This window comes from Streptomyces sp. BK340 (genome assembly GCF_007827595.1).
Taxonomy (GTDB): Bacteria; Actinomycetota; Actinomycetes; order Streptomycetales; family Streptomycetaceae; genus Streptomyces.
Map to the genome: position 1 here is coordinate 1 of NZ_VISR01000020.1, position 25,956 is coordinate 25,956.

At 69.7% G+C, this 25,956-nt stretch carries 32 protein-coding genes and 2 pseudogenes; 23 read left to right on the forward strand and 11 right to left on the reverse strand.

Annotated elements, in window-relative coordinates:
• Positions 1–1,081: 1,081 nt before the first annotated feature.
• The 14 genes and pseudogenes from FB157_RS29520 to FB157_RS48010 form a co-directional block, all read left to right on the forward strand.
• On the forward strand, positions 1,082–1,429 hold the full coding sequence (locus tag FB157_RS29520; RefSeq protein ID WP_145883722.1) for a hypothetical protein: 348 nt from the start codon (positions 1,082–1,084) through the stop codon (positions 1,427–1,429).
• 82 nt (positions 1,430–1,511) lie between these two features.
• Positions 1,512–2,003 carry a hypothetical protein gene (locus tag FB157_RS29525; RefSeq protein WP_145883723.1) on the forward strand — a complete coding sequence of 164 codons (492 nt, stop codon included), beginning with the start codon at positions 1,512–1,514 and terminating at the stop codon, positions 2,001–2,003.
• A 23-nt stretch (positions 2,004–2,026) separates the two neighbouring features.
• Positions 2,027–2,266, forward strand: a complete 240-nt coding sequence (locus FB157_RS29530) for a hypothetical protein (RefSeq protein ID WP_145883724.1) — start codon at positions 2,027–2,029, stop codon at positions 2,264–2,266.
• A 155-nt stretch (positions 2,267–2,421) separates the two neighbouring features.
• Positions 2,422–3,426 (forward strand): DUF932 domain-containing protein, encoded by a 1,005-nt coding sequence (locus FB157_RS29535; protein ID WP_145883725.1) that lies wholly within the window; start codon positions 2,422–2,424, stop codon positions 3,424–3,426.
• A gap of 286 nt (positions 3,427–3,712) precedes the next feature.
• A complete protein-coding gene (locus FB157_RS29540; protein ID WP_145883726.1) occupies positions 3,713–4,405 on the forward strand; it encodes a hypothetical protein in 693 nt (230 codons plus the stop codon).
• Complete coding sequence (locus tag FB157_RS29545; protein ID WP_145883727.1) at positions 4,398–4,862, forward strand: hypothetical protein; 465 nt, start codon at positions 4,398–4,400, stop codon at positions 4,860–4,862. The genes FB157_RS29540 and FB157_RS29545 overlap by 8 nt, the downstream gene beginning before the upstream one ends.
• Before the next feature lie 85 nt (positions 4,863–4,947).
• Positions 4,948–5,448, forward strand: coding sequence for a hypothetical protein (locus FB157_RS29550; protein WP_145883728.1), 501 nt, complete (start codon positions 4,948–4,950; stop codon positions 5,446–5,448).
• Positions 5,449–5,524: 76 nt separating this feature from the next.
• Positions 5,525–6,541 (forward strand): hypothetical protein, encoded by a 1,017-nt coding sequence (locus FB157_RS29555; RefSeq protein ID WP_145883729.1) that lies wholly within the window; start codon positions 5,525–5,527, stop codon positions 6,539–6,541.
• A gap of 78 nt (positions 6,542–6,619) precedes the next feature.
• A complete protein-coding gene (locus FB157_RS29560) occupies positions 6,620–6,913 on the forward strand; it encodes a hypothetical protein (protein WP_145883730.1) in 294 nt (97 codons plus the stop codon).
• The gene (locus tag FB157_RS29565; RefSeq protein ID WP_145883731.1) at positions 6,910–7,089 is read left to right on the forward strand and encodes a hypothetical protein; all 180 of its coding nucleotides are present in this window, start codon (positions 6,910–6,912) and stop codon (positions 7,087–7,089) included. Before FB157_RS29560 ends, FB157_RS29565 begins: the two co-directional genes overlap by 4 nt.
• A gap of 52 nt (positions 7,090–7,141) precedes the next feature.
• On the forward strand, positions 7,142–7,558 hold the full coding sequence (locus FB157_RS29570) for a hypothetical protein (RefSeq protein ID WP_145883732.1): 417 nt from the start codon (positions 7,142–7,144) through the stop codon (positions 7,556–7,558).
• Between the two features lie 16 nt (positions 7,559–7,574).
• The gene (locus tag FB157_RS29575; RefSeq protein WP_145883733.1) at positions 7,575–8,303 is read left to right on the forward strand and encodes a hypothetical protein; all 729 of its coding nucleotides are present in this window, start codon (positions 7,575–7,577) and stop codon (positions 8,301–8,303) included.
• 541 nt (positions 8,304–8,844) lie between these two features.
• The gene (locus FB157_RS29580; protein WP_145883734.1) at positions 8,845–9,027 is read left to right on the forward strand and encodes a hypothetical protein; all 183 of its coding nucleotides are present in this window, start codon (positions 8,845–8,847) and stop codon (positions 9,025–9,027) included.
• Positions 9,028–9,189: 162 nt separating this feature from the next.
• Positions 9,190–9,276 (forward strand): annotated as a pseudogene (locus FB157_RS48010) (AAA family ATPase); the annotation flags it as partial.
• 46 nt (positions 9,277–9,322) lie between these two features.
• Here the strand turns inward: FB157_RS48010 and FB157_RS29590 are convergent.
• Together FB157_RS29590 and FB157_RS48710 are read right to left on the reverse strand one after the other, a co-directional pair.
• Complete coding sequence (locus FB157_RS29590; protein WP_145883735.1) at positions 9,323–9,703, reverse strand: hypothetical protein; 381 nt, start codon at positions 9,701–9,703, stop codon at positions 9,323–9,325.
• Between the two features lies 1 nt (position 9,704).
• A complete protein-coding gene (locus tag FB157_RS48710) occupies positions 9,705–10,532 on the reverse strand; it encodes a hypothetical protein (protein ID WP_261386595.1) in 828 nt (275 codons plus the stop codon).
• 15 nt (positions 10,533–10,547) lie between these two features.
• On the opposite strand from FB157_RS48710, the gene FB157_RS48020 reads away from it, so the two are divergent.
• From FB157_RS48020 to FB157_RS47500, 4 genes and pseudogenes are all read left to right on the forward strand, one after another.
• Entirely contained in the window at positions 10,548–10,919 is a 372-nt protein-coding gene (locus tag FB157_RS48020) for a hypothetical protein (protein WP_222440966.1), read from the forward strand.
• A gap of 118 nt (positions 10,920–11,037) precedes the next feature.
• A pseudogene (locus FB157_RS48025) lies at positions 11,038–11,140 on the forward strand (AAA family ATPase); the annotation flags it as partial.
• 1,535 nt (positions 11,141–12,675) lie between these two features.
• Positions 12,676–12,879, forward strand: a complete 204-nt coding sequence (locus tag FB157_RS29605) for a cold-shock protein (RefSeq protein ID WP_145883737.1) — start codon at positions 12,676–12,678, stop codon at positions 12,877–12,879.
• 150 nt (positions 12,880–13,029) lie between these two features.
• Positions 13,030–13,182, forward strand: a complete 153-nt coding sequence (locus FB157_RS47500) for a hypothetical protein (RefSeq protein WP_186581738.1) — start codon at positions 13,030–13,032, stop codon at positions 13,180–13,182.
• 472 nt (positions 13,183–13,654) lie between these two features.
• Here FB157_RS47500 and tgmC read toward each other — a convergent pair whose 3' ends face one another.
• From tgmC to FB157_RS29635, 6 genes are all read right to left on the reverse strand, one after another.
• Entirely contained in the window at positions 13,655–14,773 is a 1,119-nt protein-coding gene (gene tgmC, locus FB157_RS29610) for an ATP-grasp peptide maturase system methyltransferase (RefSeq protein ID WP_261386596.1), read from the reverse strand.
• Positions 14,770–15,717, reverse strand: a complete 948-nt coding sequence (gene tgmB, locus FB157_RS29615) for an ATP-grasp ribosomal peptide maturase (RefSeq protein ID WP_145883738.1) — start codon at positions 15,715–15,717, stop codon at positions 14,770–14,772. Before tgmB ends, tgmC begins: the two co-directional genes overlap by 4 nt.
• Positions 15,714–16,007 (reverse strand): putative ATP-grasp-modified RiPP, encoded by a 294-nt coding sequence (gene tgmA / locus FB157_RS29620; RefSeq protein ID WP_145883739.1) that lies wholly within the window; start codon positions 16,005–16,007, stop codon positions 15,714–15,716. Before tgmA ends, tgmB begins: the two co-directional genes overlap by 4 nt.
• Positions 16,008–16,410: 403 nt before the next feature.
• Positions 16,411–16,686: a hypothetical protein gene (locus FB157_RS29625; protein WP_145883740.1), complete on the reverse strand. Its 276-nt coding sequence runs from the start codon at positions 16,684–16,686 to the stop codon at positions 16,411–16,413.
• A 29-nt stretch (positions 16,687–16,715) separates the two neighbouring features.
• Positions 16,716–17,180 (reverse strand): DUF6415 family natural product biosynthesis protein, encoded by a 465-nt coding sequence (locus FB157_RS29630; RefSeq protein WP_261386597.1) that lies wholly within the window; start codon positions 17,178–17,180, stop codon positions 16,716–16,718.
• A complete protein-coding gene (locus FB157_RS29635; protein ID WP_261386598.1) occupies positions 17,177–17,653 on the reverse strand; it encodes an ATP-binding protein in 477 nt (158 codons plus the stop codon). The genes FB157_RS29630 and FB157_RS29635 overlap by 4 nt, the downstream gene beginning before the upstream one ends.
• A gap of 337 nt (positions 17,654–17,990) precedes the next feature.
• Here FB157_RS29635 and FB157_RS29640 point away from each other — a divergent pair, with 337 nt between their 5' ends.
• The 5 genes from FB157_RS29640 to FB157_RS49700 all read left to right on the forward strand — a co-directional run bounded on the left by FB157_RS29640 (position 17,991) and on the right by FB157_RS49700 (position 22,212).
• A complete protein-coding gene (locus FB157_RS29640; RefSeq protein ID WP_145883741.1) occupies positions 17,991–19,274 on the forward strand; it encodes an XRE family transcriptional regulator in 1,284 nt (427 codons plus the stop codon).
• Positions 19,271–19,810 (forward strand): GNAT family N-acetyltransferase, encoded by a 540-nt coding sequence (locus tag FB157_RS29645; RefSeq protein WP_145883742.1) that lies wholly within the window; start codon positions 19,271–19,273, stop codon positions 19,808–19,810. Before FB157_RS29640 ends, FB157_RS29645 begins: the two co-directional genes overlap by 4 nt.
• A gap of 197 nt (positions 19,811–20,007) precedes the next feature.
• Positions 20,008–20,367, forward strand: a complete 360-nt coding sequence (locus FB157_RS29650; protein ID WP_145883743.1) for a hypothetical protein — start codon at positions 20,008–20,010, stop codon at positions 20,365–20,367.
• Between the two features lie 110 nt (positions 20,368–20,477).
• A complete protein-coding gene (locus FB157_RS29655) occupies positions 20,478–21,383 on the forward strand; it encodes an AlpA family transcriptional regulator (RefSeq protein ID WP_145883744.1) in 906 nt (301 codons plus the stop codon).
• A 553-nt stretch (positions 21,384–21,936) separates the two neighbouring features.
• Positions 21,937–22,212 carry a helix-turn-helix domain-containing protein gene (locus FB157_RS49700; protein WP_398947460.1) on the forward strand — a complete coding sequence of 92 codons (276 nt, stop codon included), beginning with the start codon at positions 21,937–21,939 and terminating at the stop codon, positions 22,210–22,212.
• 136 nt (positions 22,213–22,348) lie between these two features.
• Here FB157_RS49700 and FB157_RS29660 read toward each other — a convergent pair whose 3' ends face one another.
• From FB157_RS29660 to FB157_RS29670, 3 genes are read right to left on the reverse strand one after another with little or no spacing between them, the layout of a single operon-like run.
• On the reverse strand, positions 22,349–22,645 hold the full coding sequence (locus FB157_RS29660) for a hypothetical protein (protein WP_186581739.1): 297 nt from the start codon (positions 22,643–22,645) through the stop codon (positions 22,349–22,351).
• Positions 22,645–24,111, reverse strand: coding sequence for a hypothetical protein (locus tag FB157_RS48715; RefSeq protein ID WP_261386599.1), 1,467 nt, complete (start codon positions 24,109–24,111; stop codon positions 22,645–22,647). The genes FB157_RS29660 and FB157_RS48715 overlap by 1 nt, the downstream gene beginning before the upstream one ends.
• Positions 24,108–25,547 carry a hypothetical protein gene (locus FB157_RS29670; protein ID WP_145883745.1) on the reverse strand — a complete coding sequence of 480 codons (1,440 nt, stop codon included), beginning with the start codon at positions 25,545–25,547 and terminating at the stop codon, positions 24,108–24,110. The genes FB157_RS48715 and FB157_RS29670 overlap by 4 nt, the downstream gene beginning before the upstream one ends.
• Positions 25,548–25,956 lie beyond the last annotated feature (409 nt).

Consider the following 25,956-nt stretch of genomic DNA (forward strand, 5'->3'; position numbering starts at 1 on the left):
CCCGCGGAGCGGGTACCACATCGCTGCGCGATGTGCAAGCGAACAACCGTGCTGCGCACGGTTGTTGCGCTCCCGCTCCGCGGGAGCGCTGGCGCACGGCTGCGCTGCGCGCGCATCGGGCTTGCTGCGCAAGCCCGATGACGCTCCGTCCGCTGCGCTTCCGGAGCGGCGAGGCCTTTGCCTCGCTTGCGGGGTCACGGCTTTGCTCGTGACCCCGCGGTCGGTGGGTCCGCTGCGCTCCCCCACCGCAATGGTCCTTCCGGCTGCGCCTCCAGGACTAGGGCCCGCCTGCGCGGGCCGGGCTGGCTGCGAGGGTGCGGTGCTCGTTTGTCGGGTTCCGGTGTCACATGGATCAAATTGATGCAGCATGTAGTGTTGGCAGAAATGTGGGATGCCCGCCAGCCGTTTCGTGCTTTTTCGCGCGAATTGCCTGCCTCAGGCACGGACAAGCCCGGGGGAGAGGGTTTGTACCTCCGGCAGGAATTCGGGTGCTGATTTTCGTTGTGTGGGTGGGATGTTGGGGTTTGAGTTGAGGATTCATCATGATGCTTAAGCAAGGTGGAGTTTCGGGGAAATCTCCGATTCCCTTAGGAGTGAGGATATTTGATTCGTATTCCGTGAGGGAAAGTAAATCACGGAATACGAGAGGAAGTCGGGCCCCTTCGGGGCCCGATCCTCTGGTATGAGGTGAACGGTTGGGGCTGCCTCCGGTAGACCGCAGTGCGGTTTGGGCGCTCCAGCGCCCGAGCGCGGAGGCCCCGCCGACGCGCAACCTAAAACCCCGGCCCCGATCCCCGAGGCCGTCGCGCCGCCCCAGCCCGCCCTCACCTCTTCTCTCATTCGGGCAGGGAGAGCGGCAGCAGAGGGGATGTCAGCACCTCTGACCACGCGTAAGGCGCCTCGTGACCTGGGGTGTTGGAAAGGCCGGCCGCTGGTCGAGGGCAGGGGATGGCGCAGGAGATAGCGCAGGAGTTTGCGTGTGGGGTGGTGCAACAGATCGAGACTGCTGTATTATGGAACATGTCGGAGGGTGGCCCCCTAACCGGCACCGCCGAACGTTCGTCAACAGAAAGGCGTAAGCGTGGAGATCGTCATCAGCGGAGGCAAGGTGGCTCTCAGCTCGGACGAGATCAAGACCCCTCAGGCCGCAAAGGCCCGCCAGATCGCCAATTTCCTCCCGCGCCCGGAACTTCTCTGGGACGCCGTCATCGTCCACAACCAGGACGACAACACGACGTCTATCCGGTTCGACACCATGGCCGGTCCCATCCGCATTCTTCTGCCCGTCGCTCAGGGGTTTGAGTTCCACATCATCCACGACAGCGAAACCGGGCCCCGCATTCTCGGAACCTTCCGGAGCGCAAAACTTTCGGTGCGAGCCGTCGCATTCCGCATCAGTGAATTCCTGCGGACGCACGGACTGAAGTAAGAGGCAGCTTCGGGGGCCCGGCCAACCGGGCCCCCGGGCAAGCCCAACACTCACACCAATCGGAGGGACAGTCACTGTGAGCATGACGAGCATTGAGCCCGACCGCCGCGCCGTTCCGGCGAGCGAGGGCGAGCGAGAGCAGATGGAGGCCGCTTTCCGGGCGGCACTGGAACAGCTTCCCGAGAACACCCGTTTCCCGCACGCCGTGCGCGAGCTGGCCCGGCCCCTGTTCGAGGCGGGATGGATCTCTGGCGTACGGACCGGGCACACCGGGCCCGCACTGGCCGATGTGCCGTTGCCGCCCCACACGTTCGGTACGGCACTGTCCAACCTGACCACTGCCATGAGCGCGGTCAGTGGCCCCAGCATCGGACAGTTGGTCAGCTATCACGGGTCGCAGCAGGTCTACCACGGCCGCTACTGGGTGACGCGCATTGAGCGCGAACTGGACCGCCGGGGACGGGAGTCCGTGACCTACCGCCTCAGCGAGTACAGGGACGGCGCATTCGTCACCGTACTGACCGGAGTCCACACGTGGAGCGTCGCGGCACTGCCGAGCCACTGGCAGCGGTGAACCCGCGCGGAAGGGGACTGATCATGAGTCAGAGGATCACCAAGCAGCTCAAGACCCACCCGCGCGCCCATGTGGTCGAGCAGGGCGGTACCGACCGGACCGGCGCCATGCGCTACCGCGCACAGGTCAAGTACCTCGAAGTCGGTGACACGCTCGCAGGCTTCGACAAGGTTCTGCAGTGGTCGGAGACTGACGCGGTCGACGGGTGGCGGATGTTCCGGATGGTGACCGAGCACCCGCAGATGCGGCACAAGTCGCCGTAGTCGTAGCCGCAGGTCAGCAGTCCGCCCCGGGGTGGGGCGCGCCGGAGATTTAAGCGGTTGCCCCACCCTCAGGATTAGGTATTATGGAACCAGTTCGGAAGGGTTGGCCCCCTACCGGACACGCCGAAAGTTCGTCACCAGAAGGGAAGCCCCAAGTGGCTCACGAGATCGAGCAGTTCACCGACGGCACCGCCGCTTTCGCCTCCGCCAACACGAGCGCCTGGCACAAGCTCGGCACCGTCACCAACGGCGCGATGACCGCCCAAGACGCCATGCGCATCGCGTCTCTGTCCGGCTGGAACGTGCGACTCCTCCCCCTGACCGCGACCGAGATCACGGCCGACGGAACCACGCCGCTGGAGGTACCGCAGCACTTCGCGACCGCGCGCACGCACCCCAAGACCGGCCGCACGCAGACGCTCGGAGTGGTCGGCAGCGACTACCACCCCGTGCAGAACGAGGAACACGCCGAGTTCCTCAACCTTCTGGCCGACGAGTCCGGCGCGCACTTCGAGACCGCCGGATCGCTCAAGGACGGCCGTCAGGTGTTCCTGACCATGAAGATGCCGCAGGGTCTCACGATCGGCGGGAACGACGACGTTGATCTGTACATCGCAGCGTTCAACAGCCACGACGGAGGCTCAGCGTTCCGCATCGTGGTGACGCCGGTCCGGGTGGTGTGCGCGAACACCATGCGTGCGGCCATCCACGGGGCCCGTTCCTCGTTCGTGGTGCGGCACACCGCCGGAGCCAAGGCCCGGATCGCGCAGGCCCGTTCCGCCCTCGGTCTGACGTTCCGGTACGCCGAGGAGTTCGAGCAGGCCGCCCAGCGCATGATCGAAGCCGAGATGACGCTCAGCGAGCTGAAGTCGGTGGTGGACGAGCTGTGGCCGGTCAAGGACAGCGACCACGCCCGCGCCAAGACCAACCAGCGCCAGCGGTGGGGGGCGATCTCGAACCTGTTCGAGATCGCCGACACCCAGGCCGGTATCCGGGGCACGCGGTGGGCCGGATACAACGCGCTGACCGAGTACGCCAACCACGTCGCCCCGACCCGGGGCAAGACCGACGCCGAGAAGGCGAACGCCCGCGCCGAGCGGGTCATCAGCGGAGCGGCGAACGACCTGATGGAGAAGGCATTCGCCCTCACCACGGTCTGACCCCCTGACCGCCGGGTGGGCACCCCAACTCCCCCACGGGGGTGCCCACCCGGCCCCACCGGCCAGCAGTGGCCGCACCCGCCCCCGAGCGCGGAGCGCTCAACCCCGCACCCAGGAGCGCGGAGCGCTGCCCACCGGCCCCTGCCGCGTAGCGGCAGCGCGTCGCGTCTGCGGAGCAGACCGCGCGCCAAGAACACGTCCGCCCCTCCCAGCGCCCAGGCCGCGCCGGCGGACGCCCAGCAGCTCGACACCCACCGCCCACCCACCGCCCCACGGAAGGCCATCCATGCCCATCCCGAAGTGGACGATCAAAGGCATCGTCGACGACTACGACACGTGCGGTTGCTGCGACCGCCGCGGACTCAAGCGCACCGTCGCGCTCATGCCGCTGGACGCCGACGGGAACGAGGACGGCACCGCCGAAGACGTCGTGTACTACGGCACGTCGTGCGCCGCTACCGCGCTGAGCTGGACGCAGGGCAAGGTGACCGACACCGCGCGCGCCGCCCAGGCCGAGCGGGACCAGCGCGACGCCTACGCCCGCCGGGTGATCAGCATCTACGCCCCGGTGGAGTTCGCCCCCGTCCGCGACAAGGCCCGCGTCTACTACGGCCGCAACCAGCACCAGCGGGACACGGGCGTGAAGGCGACCGAGGAAGTGGCGAAACTGCTGGACAAGGCCCGCGCCACGCTGGCCGACACCACCACCGGCCCGGCCCGCCCCTCGCGTATCGAGGACTTCCGCCGCTACCTCGTGATCTTCACCAGCGACGACCGGATCTTCCTCGTGCGGCGCGTGCCGGAGGAGGAGGCCGAGCGCCAGGAGCAGGCCGCCGCCGCCCAGCGCCGCGCGGACCAGATCCGGGGCAGCGTCCGGGTCGTGGCCGCGCTGGACGCCGAGTCCGCGCGCGACGTCGCGTATGCCGACGAACTGACCCGCGAGTGGAACACGAAGGCCTGGCAGGCCGCCCATGCCTGAGACCGCCCCCGCGCCCAGGTTGTTCATCGGTAGCCGCGTCACCTACCACGGCAGCATCACCGAGATGCACGACCGCCCCCTGTACCTCCTGCCGTGCACGTGGTTCGGACACTGCGACGCCTGCTGGGAGCAGGACGACGAGTTCGGCGAGCAGCACCCGGAAGAGCGGGACCACTTCACGGCGGTCGACCTCACCACCGACCGCCGTTTGCACCACGCCCGCCGAGCGCACCTGACCCCGGTCCCGCACGAGTGGCCCGAGGACGCCGTTCCGTTCAACATCAACGGCTACTGGTACGCCGCCGCGTACACCACGGCAGGCGGAAGCGGCCGGGCCCGGACGGTGCACTTCTACACCGCCGAGGACTTCATGGGGCGCACCTGGTGCCACTTCCGGGAGCCCGCGCCCGACATCCGCCGCCTGGACGAGTTGGGCCGCCGCCGCCCCGTCATCTGACCAGTGCCCGCGCGCCACAGCGCGCGGGACACCCCCGCCCGCCGCGCGCAGCCGGCCCCCAACCCGTCGCCCCGCTGGAGTCACCGTGCTGAACCCGCAGCCCGACCAGCCCGCCCGCGCCGACCGCCGCAGCCTGCCCTACCCCGGAGACGAAGCGATCACCGCCGCCCGCGACCGCGCGCACCTCGCATTCGCCCAGCTCTTCACCGCCCTGGGGGCCGGACGTCACCGCCTGCACTACGCCGCGGTGGACGTCGACGGCCGGTACCGCCTGGCCAGCGCCACCGTCACGGTCACGACCGCCCCCGCATGGCACCTGGACGCCGACCCGGACGAGTTCGCCACCATCGAGGCCGCCGTCACGGCCGCCCTGGAGGGCAGCTGCACCGTCCTGGCCACCCTGGTCGTGCAGACCGACCAGGAACCAGACCCGGTTGTCTGCGGGTGGCGCATCGAGCGCGAATGGCTGCACGGCATGAAGCCCGCCGCCGTGCAGGCCGCCGTACGGCCGTGCGGGGGCAGCTCAGCGCCCGTCGCCCGCGCATACCCCGCCCCGTTCCTCCCGGACCCGTCCGTCACCGGCTGAGGCCCCCGCCCGGCCCCGACGGGGCCGGGCCGCCCGCCAACTCCCCATTCCCGTACGCCCTGTGAGGAGACACCCCGTGATCACCATTGCAACCCCGTCCGGCACCGTCCGCGCCGTTCCCTCCGAGGCGGACGCCACCGGAGCCGTGCTCTACACCCTCACCGGCGCAGCCACGGGAACTGTCCACGTGACCGCGACCAGCAGCCCCGCCCGATGGGACCGCTTCGACGCCGTCCGCGCCAGTCTCGGATCCGTCAGCGCGCGCGAGCTCCCCGCCGAGCCGCTGGTATGCATCCGCGGCCGCGCCTACCACGGCAACACGGTCCGGGTGCTCGCCCACTCCGCCGACGTGCCCTGGGGATGGCTGGAACGCGACCTGACCGACACCGACGACCGGCCCGCGCCCCCGCAGGCCAGCCAGACGCTGACCGCCATCCTGCGCGCGTGCGCCGGCCACTACTCCGCGCGCAGCGACTTCCCCAGCCTCCAGCACGCGGCCCGCCTCCACGACACCCCGCAGCTGCTGAGGTGGCTGGACGCGATGATCTCGCACGCCGAACGGACGCAGGCCCGCTGGCTGGAGGAGGCCGAGGCCCACCGGGTCCAGGCCGCCCGCAGCCTGGCCGCCTGGTGGACGCTGGCCCGCTGGTTCACCGCCCGTCCGCACCCGGTGCTCGCACTCCTGCTGGCACCGGACCGCGAGAGCCTGGCCCACCGCGCCGAGTACCTCCCGAAGTGGGCCGAGATCAGCACGCGCGCAGCCGAGGACGAGGGCCGCCGTCTGACGCTCTTCCGGTCGGAGTACGAGGGGTTGGCCCGGCCCGCCGCCGCGCCGGAGAGCCAGGACCGCCCGTACTTCGTGGTCGGTCAGTGGAAGGGCGGCGGCGACGTCGACATCTGGCACGTCGAGGAGGCCCCCACCGATCCGGGCGAACTGTCCGACCTGTGCGAGCAGCACACCGTGAACGCTGAAGACGCGTTCGGCAGCGTCGAAATCGTCTACGCCGCCAGCCCGGAAGCCGCAGCCGAGCAGGCCCGCCGGGAGGCGAGCGAGACCAGCGAGCGCATCCACCGCGAGCTCACCCGCCCGTAGGCCGATACGGCCGCTCCCCGGGGTGGCCTACCGCCAGGCCGCCCCGGCCCCGCCCCTGATCACGAGGCGAGACGACCCGTGGCAACGTTCGCGCACGCCACCCCGGAACGCTGCGCCCAGCTCGGCCGCGCCCTCACCGCCGCCGGCCTTCGCTGGAGCGACAACGGCCGCCAGGACGACCCGCAGTTCCTCACCTACACCGTGACCGACCCGCACGGCCGCACGTGGCAGGTCAGCCCGGCCACCAACTTTCAGATATCCCCGTCCAGTCCGGGGCAGATCTGGCAGGCCAACTGCGCGGCCCTGATGACGAGGGCCCCGGTGCTGTCCGCCCGCCTGGTGGCGGAGCACATCAAGGACGTCCCGGCATGAGCAGCCCACCGCCGCCGTTTAGGCCCGAGGACTTCGAAGAGCGGTGCGAGACCTGCAACGCCCCGCCCGGACAGCTCTGCCACGCCTGGTGCGACACCGGATACACCGCCGAAGACGCCCGCGCCGACGCCGAGCGCCACGCCGCCCAGCGCGACGCCAAGCCCCCTGCGCCGTAGGCGCACCGCCCCGACTCCCCCGCCCTCCCCACTTCCTCGAAGGAGACCCGCTATGGAACTGTCCACCCCCGCCGGCCTTGAGTTGCTCGCACGCTCGGTTGCCGAGCAGCTCGGCGCCGACCGCACCGAGAAGGACGGTGACACGGGCCGGGTGCGTGTCGTCTACGCCGACGGCCGCGCCCTGGAACTCACCCCCAACCGCCCCCGGACCCGGATCACCGTCACCGCGGTTCTGCCCGAGCAGGCCACCGCGCACGGCATCGAGGTCAAGGCGATCACGGTCACCGCCCTGCCCCGCCCGCGCCCCAGCGAGAGCCAGGCCAAGGCCACCGCGCGGCACACGGCCGACCACATCCGTCAGCGGCTGCTGCCCGCGCACACCGCCGCCCTGGCCGAGCTGCGCGAGCGCACCGCCCCCCCAGGTGGCCACGTTCCAGCGTGCCGAATCCGCCCTTGCCGGATTCCTTGACCGCCCCCGGGGCGGAGTGGCGATCTCCGAGCAGCCGGTACGCCGCCCGCTGGGGCTGACCGCCCGGTGCGCCGTCGCCTGGTGGCACACGCTCGACGGCCCCTCCCGCGCCGTGGCACCGTTCATGGCCGACGCCCTGCGCCGGGCCGGACTGGCGACGACGGAGCCGCACGGCAGCGGCTACGTGTTCTTCGCCGAGCCCCCGGCCGAGCAGTCCGACACCCGGTTCCGGATCGCCCCTGCCGCCAGCGGCGCAGGGTGGGACCTGGTCGACGAGTTCACCGGCGCGTGCGTACGGACGTACGACGACCGGGAGTGGGCTCAGGGGATCGCCGAGAGCGCGAACGGCGAGGAGGACGCCGCCCGGCGCGCCGCCGTCGCGTCCATGGACCTGCCGGGACTGTCTGCAGATCTGATCGAGGACGATCAATTCCGGTCCCTGGCCGTGGAGTTGGCCACCGTCGGACACATGCCCTACGGCCTGACCGACGTCGACTACACGCAGACGCCGGGATTCCACATCTACCCCAGCGCGGAGCCGGGCAAGGCCAAGGTGGCACGGCTGCTGGAGCCCTGGGGGGCGATCCGGCCCGGTGCCCGCTTCGAGGCGCCCGAACGCGAAGTCGAGCGCTACGACAAGGACATGGAGGCCTACGCGCGGCTCCTGGCCAGGCCCGGCCGGACGGTGGCCGTCAGGCTGGACGGCATCCAGGTCACGTTCAGCGATCCACCGACCGGGCCCTGACCTGCATGTATCGGGTGGGGCAGCGCCGAGAAAAGCGGTTGCCACCCTTCGCTTTAGGTATTATGGAATAATAGGCCCGCGGGGGCGCGTCAGCGCCGCGTGAACCCGCACCACGACCGCGCTACTCACCGGACCGAATACGCCGAGCGAGGGGCCAGCCCCTCCACCCACCACACCCGCACCAAGAAAGGGCACCTACCGGCCAGCTGGAGGGATCCGAATGGGATCAATGGAAGGTGGCCGCCGTGGCGGACGCGGGCCTGCGAGGCTCAGCACCTGACCAGCATCAACGAGCCGTCCGGCTGGTTCCGACCGGCCGACCGGGCCAGACAGGAGAGGGCCGGGAACGCAAGGGCGGGCAGGCGTACGACGCCTCCACCGTCCTACGGCTGGAACGTGACGGTCCCGTCGCACCTGGGTGCCCGCGCAATGGCCGAGAAGCACCGCCGCGAAGCCACCAGCGGCGAACCCGCGTAATCGCCGACATCCCCGTCCGCGAAGGGCGCGCACGGCACTCCCCGACGAAGAAGGAGGCTCCTCCATGCCCCGATTCGTACTGTCCCCGCCGCCCGCGCCGGCCCCCGCGTCAGATGACGACCGCAGGTGCGTCGACTGCGGCCTGTCCTGCACCGAGCAGGTGACGTCCATCCCCCTCATCGGGGGCGGCACGCGCGCCGTGTACGCCTGCTCAGTACACGCGGCCCGTCGCCGCCGGGCACCCTGAGATGCTCCTCGAACAGAACGCCGTCCTCCGCCACAACCTTGAGGAGGCGCGAGCTCAGCACCGTGCGCTACTCGTGCAGGAACCCCGCGCCCGGGCCCGCGACGGCCCGGGGCTGCCAGCTGCACGGGATTCGACGACGGCTGGGACGACAACGCTGCCGTCCGCCACGGAGCCGAACTCCTCTTCCAGATCCCGACCGAACGCGAGGAGAAGAACAGCGTCGCGATTACCTCGAACGAATCGTTCGGCAAAGCGCACATGTTCCGGCGAACCCGTGCGAGGTGCCGCCGAAACTTCACGGGTTCGATCTGTGTGTGGTCCGGAAGTCTTGGTACTCGTCGCAGACGATGCCCTGGTTGACCCAGCGTTCGGGGTCCGCGGCGAGTTCGTGCTCTGCTAGGTGCAGGGCTTCTTCGGGAGTGGGCAGGACGGCGACCTCCCGGCCCCACGTCTCCTCGTCGGGATCCAAGGGCGGGAACTCGGTGATGTCGAGGAAGGTGTCGGTACCGACGTCCTCGACATCGCTCAGATAGATGGTGACGCCCGTCGGGCCGGGGCCGAGGGCGATCCAGCGGAGCCCGGGCTGGCCGTCGATTTCGATGGCGCCGAGGAACTGCTCGATCTGCTTCCCGCGCCGGAGGGCACCGAGGGCGAAGGCGGGGGTGAGGTGCCGCATGTCAGTTCCTTTGCTGGTGCTGGTCGGGTAGGCGTCCCGGGTCTACGTGGTCGGCGAGGTAGATCATGACGCCTTCGGGGTCCATGCCGAGGGCTGCGGCGATGAGCTTGGGGTCAAGGGTGTTCACCAGCTCGGCGAGCCGGGTGCTCCGCAGGGTCCGCGGTGGGACGCCACAGGGGTCGAGGACGTGGCTGACATAGGCGGTCGAGGCTGGTGTCCGGCCGGATTTGGTGATCTTGGTGACGATCACGTGGGGGTTGTCGGTGTGCTGGCTCTCGCGGTGGGCCAGGCATCGTTGAAGCACCGACCAGCTGGCCGGGTCCATGGGCACTGGATGCGGCCGTTTGCCCAAGCGGATGCTGCGGTTGGTGGGGTCGAGGTCGTCCACGCGCATGAGCCGGACCTCACTGCTGGTGGCTGCGTGGATGAGGGCCAGGATTCCGAGCAGTGCCTCGTGCGGGTGCGCGTCGGTGTCGGTGGTCCAGCGGCGGAACAGCTGGCGCTGCTGGTCGACTGCGACGGTGGTGCCACTGAATCCTGACGAGCCCTTGGCCTTCACGCCCCGGGTGGGATCGATGAGCACGATCTTGCGGGAGCGCGCGAAGCGGAAGAACTGCCGCAGCACGGTCAGTCTGCGCTGGCGGGCCTTGGGCATGGTCGCCAGGAACGCTTCGAGGTCGTGGACGTCGGTCAGGGCCCAGTCCTGCTTGTTGCGCGTGCCGGTCAGGAAGCGGGCGAGGTCGCGGACGATGGCCAGGGCCGCTTCGATGGTGCTGTCGGTGCGGGGCAGGGTGCCGGCTTTGAGGGCGCGCTCGCGTGCTCGCAGCATGGACTCGGCGAACGCATGGACCTGCGGTTGAAGCGGGAGCGGGGTCGCGTCGATGCGGCGTTGGCGGCGTCCGGTGGCGAGCCGTTGCGCTTGGTCGGTTGGGAGCGCGAGGCCGCGCTGGGTGAAGAAGCCTTCGAGAGCGCGGGCGTGACATCCCACGCCGGCCGGCCCAGGGCCTTCAACGTCCGCTCCAGCAGGCCGATGTCGTTGTCGACCGTCACCGGGCTGAACCCCCGGGCCCGCCAGGAGGCCACGAACGCCTCGACGCATAGGGCCTGGAACTCCCACGGATCCCAGGAAACGGGCGCCTCGGGCACCGTCCGGCCCTCGATCACCCGCAGACGCGACTCCACCATCCGGCACACCTTCCTCGCACCTGACGAATGAAGGTAGCGCCTACAAAACCGCGCTGTCAGCAAGACAATCAAAGAGACGCCCAAGACCCCGAAACCGGCAGGTCGCAGGACAGATGCTCTCCAGGGAACAAGTGCCAGCCCCAGATAGCTGGACCAAAACCTTCACCGACCCCCGGCTCTGCGCGGCCGTCGTCGACCGCCTCACCTTCAACGGCAGAGACCGGCACTGACTCCTATAGCCTCGCCAGCACACGAGCCTCAGTGGCGTCCAGACGCCGCTGGCGCGGTGTGGCGCATCGGCGCCGTGGTGGCGCCGATGGCGTTCGGCTGCCGCCTGTGCGCGGCACGGCGGACCGGGACGGCGGTGCGGCTGGTGCGGTATGCGCCGCGGTGGGAGCGGGTGTGCGCCCGACACGGCCGGTGGCTCCTGGACGCCGACGCCGACCAGACGCTGGAGCACCTCGACCTGCGTGCCCTGCCGGAGGTGGCCGCGGCACAGCAGCAGTGGGTCCGGGTGGCCCGCCGAGCGGTACGGGCCGCAACGGAGCCAGCAAGGGTATTCGTCCTGGCGCACGCGGCGGTGACCCGGTGGTGGGAGCAGGCCCTGCACCGGGAAGGCGAGGTGCTCTGGCCGCCGACGGGCTGTCTGCCACCGGCTCGACGAGCGGATGGGCCACACGTGGCTGGGGCCGGCTGGCCGCGACCGATTACGGCAGCCCGCCGACCTCCTGGATGGGCGCTGTCATCCGCGTCCGCCGCGGCGGATGCGGGCCACCCGAATACGCCAACGACCCCTGGTGGGCGCGCCAAGAACACCAGCCCACCACCATGGCCGGACAATTGCGGGTGCTGGGCAAAGAGAAGAAGGCACCGGGCTCGGGAAGGGATGTGGCGCGCGACGGGACCCGCCGGGCAGCGCGCACTGATCACCACCATGATCGAAAGCGCCGAGGAACAGCTCGTCCAGCTACGCGGGGTCCAGACGGGGCCGTGTGAGCGGTGATGGGGGGTGATCGCGCCCTCTGTGGCTTCCGCCTGGCTGACATACATGTCGTGCGCAATGTCCAGGCCGCGGCTGGGCGGTGTGTCGCCGAAGTGACGGTCGTTGATCTCTTTGAGGCGTGTTCCAGACTTCTTGGCTCCCGCCGGGCCGTGCTTCCATGCGGTCGACCAGCCGCTTCGGAGTCTGCTCGGCGCTGCGGCCGCAGTTCGGTGGGGAAGGCAGGCGTGGCTGATCCTTCGCACCCGCGGCCAGGCTGCGATGCGAAGGATCAGAGAGCAAAACAGTCCCCGGTAGTGCTGCGCGTGTCTTGAAGCTTCAGCCGTCACTGTCGCCTCGGTGTCGCGCCGGCTTGCCGGGGGCCTAAACCACATCCTGTCCAAGTCGCTCCGCCGATTAGACGTCCTCATCGACTTTGCAGCTCTTCCGGTGTTATGGCCTATTACCTACTTTATCCGAATCACACTGGATAAATAGCTTCTATGCGAATTTTCCATATATTGGTGGTGCACGTGCGTGGCCGGCCCCCGTTGGTTCTGGACTGCGGGCGGTGGCCTTCAACGGCTCGCGGCAGTGCCTGCACCGGCGCACGACGGGCTGGCGGGGTTCGGCCTGGTGGCGTCCCAGCAAAGAGACTAGCGTGATCCACAGAGTAGTCGTGGTTCCGAAGTCGTTCGCCCGCGGTCACCTTGCCCGCGGGCGCTTTGCTGTGCAGCCCTCTCCGGACCAGGGCGATTACCTCCGGGCCCGCACGGTGCGGGTCCGAACCCCCTCGAAGGAGACAGCCATGGCCAAGGGCACTGTGAAGTGGTTCAACGCGGAGAAGGGCTTCGGCTTCATCGAGCAGGAGGGCGGCGGCCCGGACGTGTTCGCCCACTACTCCAACATCGCCGCTCAGGGCTTCCGCGAACTGCAGGAGGGCCAGCACGTGGAGTTCGACATCACCCAAGGCCAGAAGGGCCCCCAGGCGGAGAACATCCGCGTCGTCTGACCCCAGCACCCCAACAGGCCCGGCACCGTGAAGGGTGCCGGGCCTGCGTGCCTGACCACGCCTTACTCATCGGCGCCGACTGCCGCTCCCCCACACAGCCGCCCTTCGTAGGCGCCAGCGCAGGACACCGGGCTCGCCAGCTTCGTTGGCATGCTCGGCGGCCTGGCAGGCTCGCTGATCTGCTACCTGGTGGTACGGCCCCTGGGTGCCGCACCGCTCGGTGCCGCCGCCTCTTCCGGAGGTAGCTTCATTACGGTCTCCACCTTCATCTACTTCATCGAGGAGAAGCTCGGTCTCCTCTGAGAGGTGGGCGGTCACGGCGGCGGTGGTCCGCGAACCCGGGCTGCGGTGCGCGACTCGGTTGGGCCCCGTTACAGCTAATGGGGCCCAACCGATCTTCATCAGGCAGTCTGTGCGCGGTCGGTGTCGTCTGGGCTGCGTCGGCGTTCCGGAGCGATGTCGTTGTGCGGGTGCTCGCGTCCACGGGACGCCCTCCCGCGTGGCCGTGGCCGTCTCGCGGCGACGGCGAGCCGGGCGGTCCCGGCGCGGTGTGCTGGCCTAGAGCTGGGGGCCCTGGCCGTACTCGCCGGCTTGCGGATCGGGACCGTCAGGCGCCATCCCTGACCGGTCAGGCAACCCCCTTCCCCCCGGAACGTCAACGGGCATTTTCTGGAGCACCCCAGGGTCCGCCGCGGGTTGAAGCGTGCCCCAGTGCAGGGGAAGGCCCCGCCCATCCGCCACGGGGGAGACGGACGAGCGGGGCCGGTCGTGAGGCCTACCAGTGGATGCTCTGACCCTCAGGAGTCACGCGCACGGTGGCCTCTTCCACCGTCGGCGTGCGAGCGGCATGCCACCGGCCGAGCTGTTCCTCTACGGCATCCCAGAGCGCGTCCGAACCGCCCTGCCGGACGACCCAGCGGCCGTCCTCTTCGTGGAGCGCGGCGAACGATCCGGTCTCGGCGTCGATGAGGACGTCCTCGTCGTACTGGCCGTTCCGTAGTTTCAGACGTTGCGCAGTCGGTACGGCGAACTGCGCGACGAACCGGGTGGTCCAATCGTCCAGGACGTCGGCCCCGATGATGGCCTCGCGTTCCTCGCCCGCGCTCAGGTCCGGAAGCATGCCGAGCGAAGGCGCCTGGTGGGGGCGGGCGAGCATGAAACTGACCTGTCCGCTCAGCACCGGCCCGGATGCTGTGCCGTCTTCGTGGACCGTCAGGCGCACCAGCTCGGATGCGTTCAGCCAACCGCCGATGGTCGTCAGAATCTGCCCGCCGGGCCGGATCTGCTCAAGCCAGACCGCCGGCACGGTGCGTACGGCGCACGTGGCGATGATCCGGTCGTACAGTGCGCCCTGGTCACCGCCCAGGAGGCCGTCACCGATCAGCAGGTTCGGGTGTGTGCCGATCCGGCCGAGAGCCTCCCGGGCGCGCAGGGCCACCTCCTCGTCGTACTCGATCGAGGTGACGCGGCCGCCGCCCAGGCGCGCGCAGAGCACCGCGGTCGAGTAGCCGGTGCCGGTGCCGATCTCCAGCACCGTCATGTCCGGCTCGACCTGGAGGTCCTCGAGCATGCGCAGAACGAGGGAGGGGAGCGTGCTCGAGCTGGTCGGTTCCCGCATGATCTCGCCGCGGATGTCCGCCGGTTTGATCGTGCCGGCGATCTGCGTCACCAGGGACTCATCGGCGTAGCAGGCCTCGAGCCAGCCATCTCCGTCCTCCAAGACCGGGGCCCAGGCGGTAGGCGAGGATCCGGACACCACGCGGAAGAAGCCGCTGCGGAGGAACTCGTGCCTGGGTACCGCCGCAGCGGCGTCCTTCCACGGTTGCGTGCGCAGGGAGCCACCGGCGGTCATGTTCTCGATGAGCCGCTGGACGAGCTTGTCGTGGTCGCTCACGGCTTCCTTTCCAGTAGGTCGACCAGGGCCGCGCACATCGGCAGGCCGGTCTCGTGCTCCAGCCAGTGCCATTGACCGGAAGGGTTGCATTCCAGGAACCACCATTGCCCGTCGGCGCCCAGGGCGAAGTCGAAAGCGCCGAAATGGAGCTGGAAGTGGTCCATGTACTCGTGAAGCCCCAGCTCGACGTCCGCGGGCGTGGGTACGGGGGTGTAGCTCAGGCGGCTGTAGTCGGTCCGCCAGTCCAGGAGGTCGGAGTCGATCCGGACGCTGAAGGTGTGCGGGCCGATGACAGTCACGCGGATGTCGGCCGTCTTCGGTACGCGCTGCTGGAACAGGTGGGCGGTGCCGGCGACCCGCTCGTCGATGTCCTCGACGGTCACCTCGGCGATCTCGACGACGGAGGAGACGTCGTCGACCCGGTACACGGGGTTCCACAGGGGTTTGTAGATCACGGAGTCGTGCCGCTTGATGAAGGCTCTGGCGGCGTCGGGGTTCGACGTGATGAGCGTGCGCGGCACCTGCAGGCCGGCCGCTGCCGCGGCGGCCAGGCCGGACGGCTTGAATTCGGCGTCACCGATGTAGTGCGGATGATTGACGTACAGGCAGTTCGGAAGGGACGCGAGCACGCCTCCGAGGCCGTAGCGGGCCTGGGTGATGGCGAACCGTGCGTCCTGCTCGTCGAGGTGCGGGAAGGCGAAGCCGGTCGGACGCCGGTAGTACAGCGCGCGGACGTCGTCGAGGTCGGCAGTGCGCGAGGGGGTGTCGAGGCGCCCCCGGATGCCGTCCTGGGTGATTTCGGCCTCCACCGACAGTGATGCGGGGAAGTCCCCCGAGTCGAACCGCACTACCGGGACGCCCCGGTCGTGCAGCTCGCCTATCACCACGTCGGCGGTGGGGTCGTACAGGCTGGTGACGACCAACACCGGACGCAGGTCATTCACTGGTCGTTGTCGCTCCCCTGGTCGCTGTCCTGGGTGCTGCCGTTGCCGTCGGGGCTGGTCCCCGTGGACGGGGAGGTGCCGGTGCTGGTGCCGTGGCCGGGCATCTCCATCACCTGACCGGAGCGGTCGAAGAACACGGCAGTCTGGGTGGCCGGGTTCAGCTCGACCCGGGCGTGCTCCGGGGCCATGGTCGGGTACGGCGCCATGCGGCTGAGGCCCCACGGCTTCGGGGTGATGGTGCCCTGCGGGACCGCCGGGCTGGTGGGCAGGCGGTCGGTGTGGACGAACATGCGGCTCCTTCGTGTCGCAGTTCCAAGGTGGGTGGGTGGGCCCGGTGCAGAGGTGGAGCCGGGGGCTGCTCCGCGGGCCCGCCCGACGCCGGCCGCCTGTCCTTCGTACGTGGCCGGCCGGCGCGTCGGGCCCCGGCGCGGGGCGATGTTCGAGCCGTGGGGGGACGGTTCGGTGTTGTCCATCCCTGCGCCGGGAGTCTTAGGCCTGTCCGATGGACTGGGCCGAGAGGGCATCCGGGCCACCGGACAGAAGTCATGCGGTGGGTACGTGGTTCACGGACCGAGTACGGCGCGTACGGTCTTGCCTCCGCCTTCGTGTGGCAGGAACCAGGTAACCCGGGGCCCCAGGTGGGCGACGTGCCAGAGGCCGTATCCCTTCTCCCCGCGGATGGCGGCTTCTGCATCAGGGAAGGCTGGTACCAGGTCGCGGACATCGAAGACCATGGTGTCGGCGTCCCGTGAGGGACGCGGTCAGGGAGAGCCTGCGCTCCTCGGCGGGCGCGCGGGCGGGCAGGCCGTGGCGTACGCCGTTGGCCACAAGGCGGCTGACGACTTCCACGGCATGCAGCATGTCGCCGTTCCAGCCCATCGCGGCAACCGTCGTTCGGGTCCAGAAGCGGGCTGCCAGGATGGCGCGCTGAGTGCCGGGAAGCTCGGCGGTCCGGCTGATGAGCGCCACACCAGTGGGGGTGAGGGGGCCGGGGGCGGTCACAGGTTCTCGCTCAGGGAGTCCGGAGCTTTCACATACCCGATCTCGACCAGCAGCTCGAGTAACTCATGGACGGCCCACCCCAGCCGCCGCAGGTGGCTCACTGCCTTCGCGTAGTCGCCTGGCATCTCGGCCTGGATCAAATCGTGGGCGCAGCCGATGTGCTGCTGGGCTCGCGGGTCCTGCTTCTCGGCCTCGAACGTGATGGCGATGCCGACGAGCTGCTTCAGGTTTCCGCGCAGCCGCTGGCCTAGTTCCTCCACCACTTCCTCGGCGGGGGCCACGGTGTCGAGAACGTCGCCGGCGTCGTCTAGCAGGGCGTCCCCGTCGTAGGGCTTCCAGGCGCGTACCGCCGCGAGCGCTGTCCGTAAGGCTGCTTCGTTCGGGGGCTGCGCGGGTTCCACCGAGTGGTGCCACCTGGATACGGCATCGCCGGCGCGGTTGAGATGGATGGTCGTGGTCACTGGCTCTTGGCCTCTCTGCGGAGTTCGCACCACACGCCGGTTCCCTGGTCGGTGCCGCCCCAGGTCCCCCCGTTCTCCTTCACCAGCGCTGCGACGAGGGTGAGGCCCCTGCCCGTTTCGGCATCGTCGTCTGCGTTGTGCGGCTCGATCGTGGCTGGCCTTCCGTCATCGACCACGATGCGGAGGGAGCCGCCCTGCAGGATGAGACGGAGTCGGATCTCCTGAGTGCCGCTGTGGAGGAGCGCGTTCGTCAGCAGTTCAGAGACGATCAACATTGCCGCGTCTATCAAGGCCTCGCATCCGCCGAAGCGGAGTTTCGCTGCAGCGATCCGGCGCATGGTCCCGATGCGCCATGCGTCTTCTTCCCGGGGTGGCCCATCGCCGCGGCGCGGAGCAACGCGAATACGTTCGTCCATCAGGTCCCCGTCACGGCGGAGGCCGGCGTAACGCGCCCATACGGCTGTCGTCGTCATCACGTCCTCTTGGGGAAACGCGGGGCCAGCAGGGGGGATTGACCGGCTTCTAAGGCGCTTAGACGGGTGCGCCCCGAGGCCGGGATGTGGGCAGTCGTCATGTCGCTTGCCTCGCGCTCGCGGTCGGTTCGGCGCCCTGCCCGTCCCTTACGGGGGGTGAAGAAGCGGGCAGAGCCGTCGGCGGCCAGCCACGCGGGGAAGGGGCTGGCCGGTAACCAGATAACTCCGTTGCGTGGCGAACTGGTTAGGACGATCGGACGCTGATCCGACGGAACGTCCTAGGGCGATTTGGCTGTCGCTTTGCCTGACGGGTGCGCGGGACCGCTACGGTGCGGCCATGGAAGCCACGCGCAATGAGGCTCTTGAGGCGTGGATGGACGAGCACGGCTACAGCTCCAACAGCCTGGCTGAAGCGGTGAACAGGGCCCATGAGCGCCTTACCGGACGGCCCGGCGGACTGGACGGATCATCCATCCGGGGCTGGAAGGCGGGCAAGGTCCGCTGGCCCAAATCCGCCCAGCGCGCAGCACTTGAGGACGTCAGCGGACTGCCCGCCACCGCTTTAGGGTTCGTCCCACGGGGCCGGACTCCGTCCGCCCCAGCCCCACCGCAGGAGGACCTCGATATGAAGCGTCGTCACCTCGTCGGCGGTATCGCTGCCGCCGCTGCAGCAGCTGCCGCACCCGGCACCGTAGGACCCCGCCGTATCGGCATGAGCGACGTCCAGCGCCTACAGCGACGCTTCGCCGAGATCATCGCCAGTGACCACCGCTACGGCGGCCAGCTCGGCATCGAGCAGCAGGCCGCCGCGCTCGCCGACGAGGCACTGAACCTGCAGAGCGCCGGCAGCGCCACGCAGCGCGTACGCAACAATCTCTACGCGTGCGCCGCCTCGTTCCGCTCCTCCGCGATGTGGGCAGCGATCGACGGCCGCCGCTACGCCGACGCCAAGGCGCACATGCGCGAGGCCCAGGCCCTCGCCGAGATGTCCGGCGACCAGGAGATCAAGTTCCGCATCTGGAGCCATGCGGGGACCATGTTCCGGCACATCGGCCGCCCCGCCGAAGCCTTCGCGGCGAACGACGTCGCCCGCAACCTGCACATCACGCGCCGCGACCCGATGTTCGCCTCCCTCGGCTTGGCCCGGCAGGGGGCTATCTACGGCGCGGCGCATGACCGCACCGGCGCCCGCCGCGCGTTCGGTCAGGCCGAGGACGCCCTTGAGCGTGCTGACCCGCACGCCTACCGGCCGATGTGGCTGCTCGCCTTCTACGACCAGGCCGAGCTGCATTCACTCGCGCTCTCCGCCAATCTCTCCCTCGGCGACTACCCGACCGCCGAGTTCCACGCCCACCGCTGCCTGTCCATCCTGCGACCCCACATGCGCCGCTCCCACGCCATCACCACCACACGCCTCGCGCACGCCCAACTCGCCCAGGGCGACATCGAAGCCGCCACGGCCACCGCTATGAAGGTCCCCACTGACGCCGCTACCCAGCACGCCCGTGTGTCTCGCATGCTGCAAGAGTTCGGTGCCGCGCTGCGTGCGCGAGCGCCGCGCAGTTCCACCGCGCAGACCTGGACCGAGCACACCCGCGACGCCTGGAAGGCCACCGCATGACCACGGCACCCGCGACCGAAATCCGAACCTTCACCGACCTCGACCTCATCCGCGGCGACGTGATCGATGTCTACGCCGAGGTGCGCGCCCCGCTGCTCCACCTGCCGAACTATGCGATCCACGCCTTCGGCGAGCGGCTGGACCGACACGGCGACGAGCCGGGGTTCACGGCAGTCCTCGCGTACGCGGACAATCAGCCGGTCGGATACGCCTACGGAAACCGCATCGAGCATGGTGACCGTTACTGGCAGCGCACCACCCCCGAACCGGCGGAGGAATACACCAGCCGCCCGGCCGTGGCCCTGAAGGAGATCGGCGTACGGCCAGCGTGGCGGAAGACCGGCACCGCCCGGCGCATCCATGACACCTTCCTCACCACACGAGAAGAGCCGAACGTGACGCTCATGGTGAACCCGACGGCCGGCGACGGGAAGGTCCACAGGCTCTACCAATCGTGGGGCTACCACGACATCGGTCAGAGCCAACCGTCAGCGGCCTCGCCGGTCCTCACCGTGATGATCCGCGCCACCCACTGACGCGGGCACGCGGCACAGGTCCGAGCCGCCCGCAAAGCGTGTGGTCGAGCGGTCCGGAGGGATGGCTCGTAATGCTCATCAAGGATCCTCTCGCGGTGGCGGACGGGGGCGCCGTGCCGGGTCAGGGCCGCACGGGAGGAACGGTAGGGCCAGGATCGGACATCGCCGGTCGCTGCCACCCCTACAGTGGATGAGAAATGACCATGGAGATGAACCCCACCGCCCTGCTACTCGGTCTTACCACCCGGGCCCAGAGCGTGAGCGACCCGGACACGCTGCACGATTTGCTGTCTGCGGGCCACCGGGCCTGGTGCGGGGGCGTCGCCGACGTCCTAGCCGACGTCGGCCGGGAGACCGCGAGCCTGTCCGACGCCGAGCTCGCCGAGCGGTGTGCCGCTGCGGGCGCGCCATGGGAGGAGGGGATGACGCGCAGCGAGGCGGTTGCCGCTCTCGCGTTCGCGACTTGGGATGCCACACCGGCCGCCATGGCCTACGCGGAGCTGGAGGAACGTGCGGCGTGCTTTGGGGTGTGTCTGCTGGGCGAGGAAGTGCTGTAGGCCGTCTTGGTGTCAGGCTGGACAGCAAACCACCGCCTTTGGCATTATCGAACATGTCAAGCTTGTCCGAGTGCCGGCACCGCCGTGCTGATTCTTCCAAAGGGGCCCTGATGTCTTCCGCCGACCGGCTCGTGGACACCGCGCAGATCGTGTCCGAGTTCGGTACGAGCAAGCCCCGGATCAGCGACTGGAGCAACAACCCCGACAGCGGCTTCCCCCCAGTCGCGCACACCGAGGGCCGCAAACGGTTCTGGCGCCACGACGAGGTCGCGGCGTTCTTCGCCCAGCGTGCCCCGAAGAAGCGCGTGCTGCCGGCCGCGGTACTCGAGGCCGACCAGGACGAGCTGCTCACCAAGCGGGAGGTGGCCCAGCTTCTCGGCTACACCCGCACGTCGACCATCGACGCCTACTTCCGCGACCGGCCCGGGTACTTCCCCGAGCCCGACGACGACGCCGACGGCCCGATGTGGCGCCGCGGCACGATCGTGGCCTGGGTCGCCAGCCGCCCCGGCAAGGGCCGGCGCAGCTCCGCTCTGGCGGCAGCCCGGCCTGAGGTGTCGGCAGAGGGCGACCCCGACGAGCTCCTCGGCACAGCCGAGGTCGCCGCGCTGCTCGGCTACGGCAGCCCGGCCTCCTTCTCCAGCGCCCTCTACCAGGGGCGCATCCCCGAACTGCCCGAACCGGACACCCTGGAGAAGGAAGAAGGCAGCCGCGGTCCAGGCCGCAAGAAGTGGCGGCGGGCCACCGTCGTCGCCGCAGCACGCCAGCGTGGAGTGCTGCCGCCGGTCGACCAGGACAAGAACGAGGACCTGGTCGGCGCCGCCGAAGCAGCCCAAATTCTCGGATACAGCAACGCCGACAGCTTCATCAGCGCACTCGGGCACGGACTCCTGCCCGACCTCGAGCAACCCCACGGATACGAGTACCGGCGCGGCAGCGGCGGCCGCCCCCGCCAGCAGCGCTGGAAACGCTCCCGTCTCGAGGACCTGGCAGCCCGCCGCTCCTCACCCTCCTGACTGCGGCACGACCAGCCGCGCCGCAGGCGGGATACCGTAAGACCGCGGCCTCTGGTTTAAGGGATCGACGAACTCCCGGCGGGCCAGACGCCGCACGATGGCCGGTATGGAGAGGCCAGCCACCTCTCCCCCGCAAAGCCGCACGGCCTTGCGGAACCGGCCATCGCTACGGATCCCCTACTACCTCTGCCCCAGCCGCTCGGGAAAGTACGTCCTGAGCATGTTGAGGGACGCCCGGCCCTCGTGGAGCTCATCTGCTGGAAGTTCTGCCCCAGCGCTACGCCTACGCCCAGAAGCGTGAAGAGAAACTGTCGGAGCTGCTTGGCAAGGTCAGCAGTCTCCGTGAACGCCGGGGCGGTGAGAGTCGGCCCCTCCCGCTGACCCGACTCCGCGAACGCAACAACTGATCAAAGGACTACAGCGCCCCCAGAGATGGCCGGGGGGCGCTGTAGTCCATGACTAGCGGTAGATGTGCTGTGACTGACTTCGGCGCTTCGAGGTGGGGCCGGTTCATGCGGCTGACTGATGGTCAGCGGCGCGCTACGTCGTTGCTATGCGCTATGCAGATGGGGACGGGCTGACGGCGAAGGGCCGCCGGCGCCGCGAGGCGGCGCGTTTGGAGGCCGCCGGGTTGTTCGCCAAGGAGGTCGCCCCGTCGGAGGTCGCTCGCCGGTTGCGGGTCAGCTCGAAACCGGCCTACCAGTGGCACGAGGCCTGGCGGGGGGGCGGGACAGCGGCGCTGACCTCCCGCGAACTCCTCGCCGACCTACACCATCTCCGACACCGTCGTCGAACACCACCTGCAGGGCCGGAACCGCACCCGCGCTGACCTGCCCGGCAGCTACCGGCTGCCCCCTTCATACCCAAGTGGCAGTAGGACGCCGTCGACCTGGTTGCGTAGGAACGAGGAAGTCCCGCCCGTGCGCATCGGGGGTATGCGCGCGGGCGGAGCTGCATGTGGGTGGTCAGAGCCGCTGTGACCAGCTACCCCGCGACAGGGTCGCCGAGCCGTCCGGGTCGATGTTCACCTTCGCACCGTAGACCGGAAGGGCGCCACTGCGGTTGAGCCGGTTGCGGATGCGGTCCATCTGCGACCACAGCCGCTGAGGGCCGCGCTCGTGCACCACGGGCGAGTCCAGGAACCCGCCGGCTGTCGCCCGCGCCCACGAGCCGTCCGGATGCAGCACCCACACCGTGCGGCTCTCGCCGTCCTGTTCCTGGCGGTAGATGAGGCCGGGCAGCTGGAGCTCCAGCATCGACATCACATCCCAGGCGTCCTCCGGGTACAGCAGCGGGTACCGGCTGGTGAAGGGTCGACGAGCGGAGGCAGCAGACCATCGCCGGGCCAGAGGGACTGCTCGGCCACGAGCTCGGCGAGGAACCTGCCGACTTGGGTCAAGGCCTCGGCGCGCTCAGTGGGCCCGTAGACGATGAATTCGTCGGCCGCGGCGTCGTAGGCGCGGACTTGGCTGTGCGAACCGTTACACAGGAGGGCGCGCGCGATCTCGGGCAGTCCGAGACTGAGGGCATCGCAGCGCCCTGCGTGTACCAGCTGCACCAGGTCGGTGGTGACGACCTCCCAGTCGCCGACCTTCGGCCAGTCGGCGCCACCGTTCAGTTCGTGGGTGAGAGTGGCCAGCGGGATGATTCCGCCCGGCTGCCTTCCTTGGGTGAGGAGGTCGTGGATGCGGGCTCCGTCGGGCTGGCGCACCTGCGGGTGGAGAAGGGAGTCGGCAGCGACGACGGTGGTGTTGATCTCCTGGGTTCCGGGGCCGGGGTAGTACGGCTCGTGCGCGAAGAGGAGGTACACGTCCGGGGTGCGGGCGGCGGGGCTGGATTCGGGCTGGGGCATGAGCACGGTTTCCTTCAGCGATGATGTGGCGGTCATGTGAGGTGTCGCCGGCCGGGCGCCCGGTGGGTGCGGCCCCAGGGGCCGCCCGGATTCGGGGGTGTGGTCCGCGTCGGCAGTGCGATGGATGATCTGGGCGACTTGGTGGGCGAGTTGGAGCATCAGCCGTTCGCGGGCGATGAGGTCGTCAGAGGCCGCGTGGGTGTCCCGGGCCTGGAGAAGCCCGGCGGCGTCCCACAGCAGGTTGTGGCCGATCTCGGCCGAGCGGCGTAGCTCGTAGCGGTCGCTGCCGGCAGCGGTCCGGGCAAGTGAGGTGTGCAGGGCGGCGAGGCGCTGCAGATAGCGGCAGGCATTGTCGCCTTCGACGATGCGGACGTGTTGGCGGGCCCAGGCTTCCAGTCGGTCGGGCAGGTGCTCGGCGAGCAGCGGGGCGAGGAGCATCGCCGGCAGGGCGACGTCGAAGGGGACTCCGTGGCCGGTGGCGAAGATGCCGGCGAGGAGACTGATGAGGGCGACTGCAGCGGCGGAGAACCGCAGGGATCCGGGGACGGTGTCCAGGGCGATGCGCTGGGCGGGGCGCCTGGTCAGCCAGCGCAGGGCAAGGCGCTGCGTACGCGTGGCGGCTGGGGTGAGCACCGCGATCTGGTGGGGGATCTCGGGCGGGCTGCCGTCGCCGGGGACGGTCCAGGCGAGCCAGCCCCATGGGGTGCGTTCGTGGACGAGCACGGTCTCGCAGGCGGCCGAGCAGGTGTGGTCGCGGACGTGGCCGGTCCGCAGGGCGCGGGAGCGTTTCCTTTCCCACCGTCCCGGGTCGTGGGTGAAGGGGCACTGGTGGTGGGCGGCCGCGGCCGGGGGTGGTGTGTGGAGCGTGGTTGTCACGGGCTGATTCCTTCCGGTTCGTTGGTGAAGGCGGAGGCGCACGTGGTGCAGCGGCCGTCGCCGTCGGGGTGGGCGCGCCGGGGTGTGGGGCCGGGGCAGGTGCGGCAGGGCGGCCAGCCGAGGCAGGCCGGGCAGAGGTCTTCGCCGGGGGCGGTGCCGGGAACGCCGCAGCCGGCGCATTCGACCAGCGCCCGGTAGGTCAGGGCCTCGCTCACCGTGCGTGCGGCGCCGGAGCCACTGATCGGCTGCTGCGGCGGGTCGTCCCACACGGGTGCGTCGTGGTGGTCGGCCGCGCGGGTGGGCGGCGGGTAAGCCTGGGCGGCGCGCAGGCGGGCAGCGATGATCGCGCCGACCGTGGTCCGCACCGGATGGGGCAAGGGCCGGGCGGCGATGACGTGCCGCAGCTGGTCGCGGCTCCAGCCGGATTCCAGCATCACCGTCACGACGCGGCCCTGGTCTGTCAGCGCCTGCCCGGTCAGCAGCAGCTCGGGGCGAGCCGCCCCAAGTTCGAGCAGCAGCAGGATCCCCGGGGGCGTCTCATCCGCCGCGGGCGAGGCCAGCGGGGGCGTCGGCGTGTCCGGCCGGTCCGTCCGTCCAGGTGCTCGCGACGCGTCGCCGCGGCACGGACGGAGGGGGCTGGTGTTCTGCTGAGTGGTCTTCTTTCTGTTGGTGTTCTTAGTGGACCGATCAGCCAACGTAGGGTCATCCACTGGTGGAAAACCCGACTCTGGTTGTGACCTGCTGCTTTGCAGAGCGGGCAGGTCGGTGATGAAATACGCCGCCGCGCCGAGGGTGCCGTCTGGGCCGCGCTCACGTTCACGGACCAGGAAGCCGTGTTTCTCCAGCTCCTTCAGCCCGCTCTTGACGGCTGAGTCACCGTCGCGGCCACGGCGGGCGATGTCGGTGACGGTCATCCGCCAGCCGTCCCGGTGCGTAGAGAGCAGTCCGAACAGGCCCTTGGCCTTGAAGGACAACTGGGTGTCGCGGAAGAGCCCGTTGGCGATCTGGGTGAACTGATCGGTCGCCATCACGCCCCGGCGGATCCCCGCCGGGAGGCCGTCGGCGTGCTCGGCCTTGGGGGCCGTGACCACCAAGTCGGCTTCGATCAGCGCGATGTCCACGGTGGCCGGGCGGTCGGTGATGCAGTAGACGATCTCGCCGAGGGTGCCGTCCGGGCGGCGCAGGCGGTCACGGATCAGGTAGCCGTGCGCCTCGAGCTCCTGCAGGCCGTTGCGTACCGCTTCCCGTCCGTCCGGGCCCAGGCGGACGAGGTCGGTGACCGTCACCTGCCAGCCGTTCCTGTGCGTACTGACGTACCCGAAGATCCCCTTCGCTTTGAACGACAGCCGGGAGTCACGGAACAGCGCGTTGGCGATCTGGGTGAACTGATCGGCCGCCATGACGCCCCGGCGGATCCCCGCCCCGAAGCGGCTCACCGCCGTGCCCCCGACGCACGCCGCGCGCAATGGCCACGGCGGCACACCGGGCCCGCCGAGGTGGGGCGGTCGGTAGTCCTGGGCGTGGAGGCGTGCGTGTGTTCCATGGCGTCAGCTCACCCGCCGACCCCGACCAGGCTGACGGCCACGAACCCCGACCATGGGTCACGATCCGGCAACGGAGCCGTCTGGCTGCCGTGGTCGGGCTCATGGTCGGGCCGACCACGCACCTTCAGCCCGGGCGCTCAGCGGTTGCGCAGCCGACTGCGTAGCCCCGGACGGGCGTTGCGCAATCGGGCTGCGCAGCCGGTCGAGGATCCTGCGCAGTCGAGTTGTGCCGAGGCGGCTGCGCAGTCCGCCCGAGGGTTCCTGATCTCCTCTTGCGCAGGTCCGTCTGGCGCACTGCGCA

Excerpts from the sequence above, each read along its gene's own strand:
- FB157_RS29525 (WP_145883723.1), top strand. The coding sequence starts at position 1,512 with ATGACGAGCATTGAGCCCGACCGCCGCGCCGTTCCGGCGAGCGAGGGC.
- FB157_RS29530 (WP_145883724.1), top strand. The coding sequence starts at position 2,027 with ATGAGTCAGAGGATCACCAAGCAGCTCAAGACCCACCCGCGCGCCCAT.
- FB157_RS29540 (WP_145883726.1), top strand. The coding sequence starts at position 3,713 with ATGCCCATCCCGAAGTGGACGATCAAAGGCATCGTCGACGACTACGAC.
- FB157_RS29545 (WP_145883727.1), top strand. The coding sequence starts at position 4,398 with ATGCCTGAGACCGCCCCCGCGCCCAGGTTGTTCATCGGTAGCCGCGTC.
- FB157_RS29565 (WP_145883731.1), top strand. The coding sequence starts at position 6,910 with ATGAGCAGCCCACCGCCGCCGTTTAGGCCCGAGGACTTCGAAGAGCGG.
- FB157_RS29570 (WP_145883732.1), top strand. The coding sequence starts at position 7,142 with ATGGAACTGTCCACCCCCGCCGGCCTTGAGTTGCTCGCACGCTCGGTT.
- FB157_RS29580 (WP_145883734.1), top strand. The coding sequence starts at position 8,845 with ATGCCCCGATTCGTACTGTCCCCGCCGCCCGCGCCGGCCCCCGCGTCA.
- FB157_RS29590 (WP_145883735.1), bottom strand. The coding sequence starts at position 9,703 with ATGCGGCACCTCACCCCCGCCTTCGCCCTCGGTGCCCTCCGGCGCGGG.
- FB157_RS48710 (WP_261386595.1), bottom strand. The coding sequence starts at position 10,532 with ATGCTGCGAGCACGCGAGCGCGCCCTCAAAGCCGGCACCCTGCCCCGC.
- FB157_RS48020 (WP_222440966.1), top strand. The coding sequence starts at position 10,548 with ATGGACCTGCGGTTGAAGCGGGAGCGGGGTCGCGTCGATGCGGCGTTG.
- FB157_RS29605 (WP_145883737.1), top strand. The coding sequence starts at position 12,676 with ATGGCCAAGGGCACTGTGAAGTGGTTCAACGCGGAGAAGGGCTTCGGC.
- FB157_RS47500 (WP_186581738.1), top strand. The coding sequence starts at position 13,030 with ATGCTCGGCGGCCTGGCAGGCTCGCTGATCTGCTACCTGGTGGTACGG.
- tgmA (WP_145883739.1), bottom strand. The coding sequence starts at position 16,007 with ATGTTCGTCCACACCGACCGCCTGCCCACCAGCCCGGCGGTCCCGCAG.
- FB157_RS29635 (WP_261386598.1), bottom strand. The coding sequence starts at position 17,653 with ATGACGACGACAGCCGTATGGGCGCGTTACGCCGGCCTCCGCCGTGAC.
- FB157_RS29640 (WP_145883741.1), top strand. The coding sequence starts at position 17,991 with ATGGAAGCCACGCGCAATGAGGCTCTTGAGGCGTGGATGGACGAGCAC.
- FB157_RS29645 (WP_145883742.1), top strand. The coding sequence starts at position 19,271 with ATGACCACGGCACCCGCGACCGAAATCCGAACCTTCACCGACCTCGAC.
- FB157_RS29650 (WP_145883743.1), top strand. The coding sequence starts at position 20,008 with ATGACCATGGAGATGAACCCCACCGCCCTGCTACTCGGTCTTACCACC.
- FB157_RS29655 (WP_145883744.1), top strand. The coding sequence starts at position 20,478 with ATGTCTTCCGCCGACCGGCTCGTGGACACCGCGCAGATCGTGTCCGAG.
- FB157_RS49700 (WP_398947460.1), top strand. The coding sequence starts at position 21,937 with ATGCGCTATGCAGATGGGGACGGGCTGACGGCGAAGGGCCGCCGGCGC.
- FB157_RS29660 (WP_186581739.1), bottom strand. The coding sequence starts at position 22,645 with ATGTCGATGCTGGAGCTCCAGCTGCCCGGCCTCATCTACCGCCAGGAA.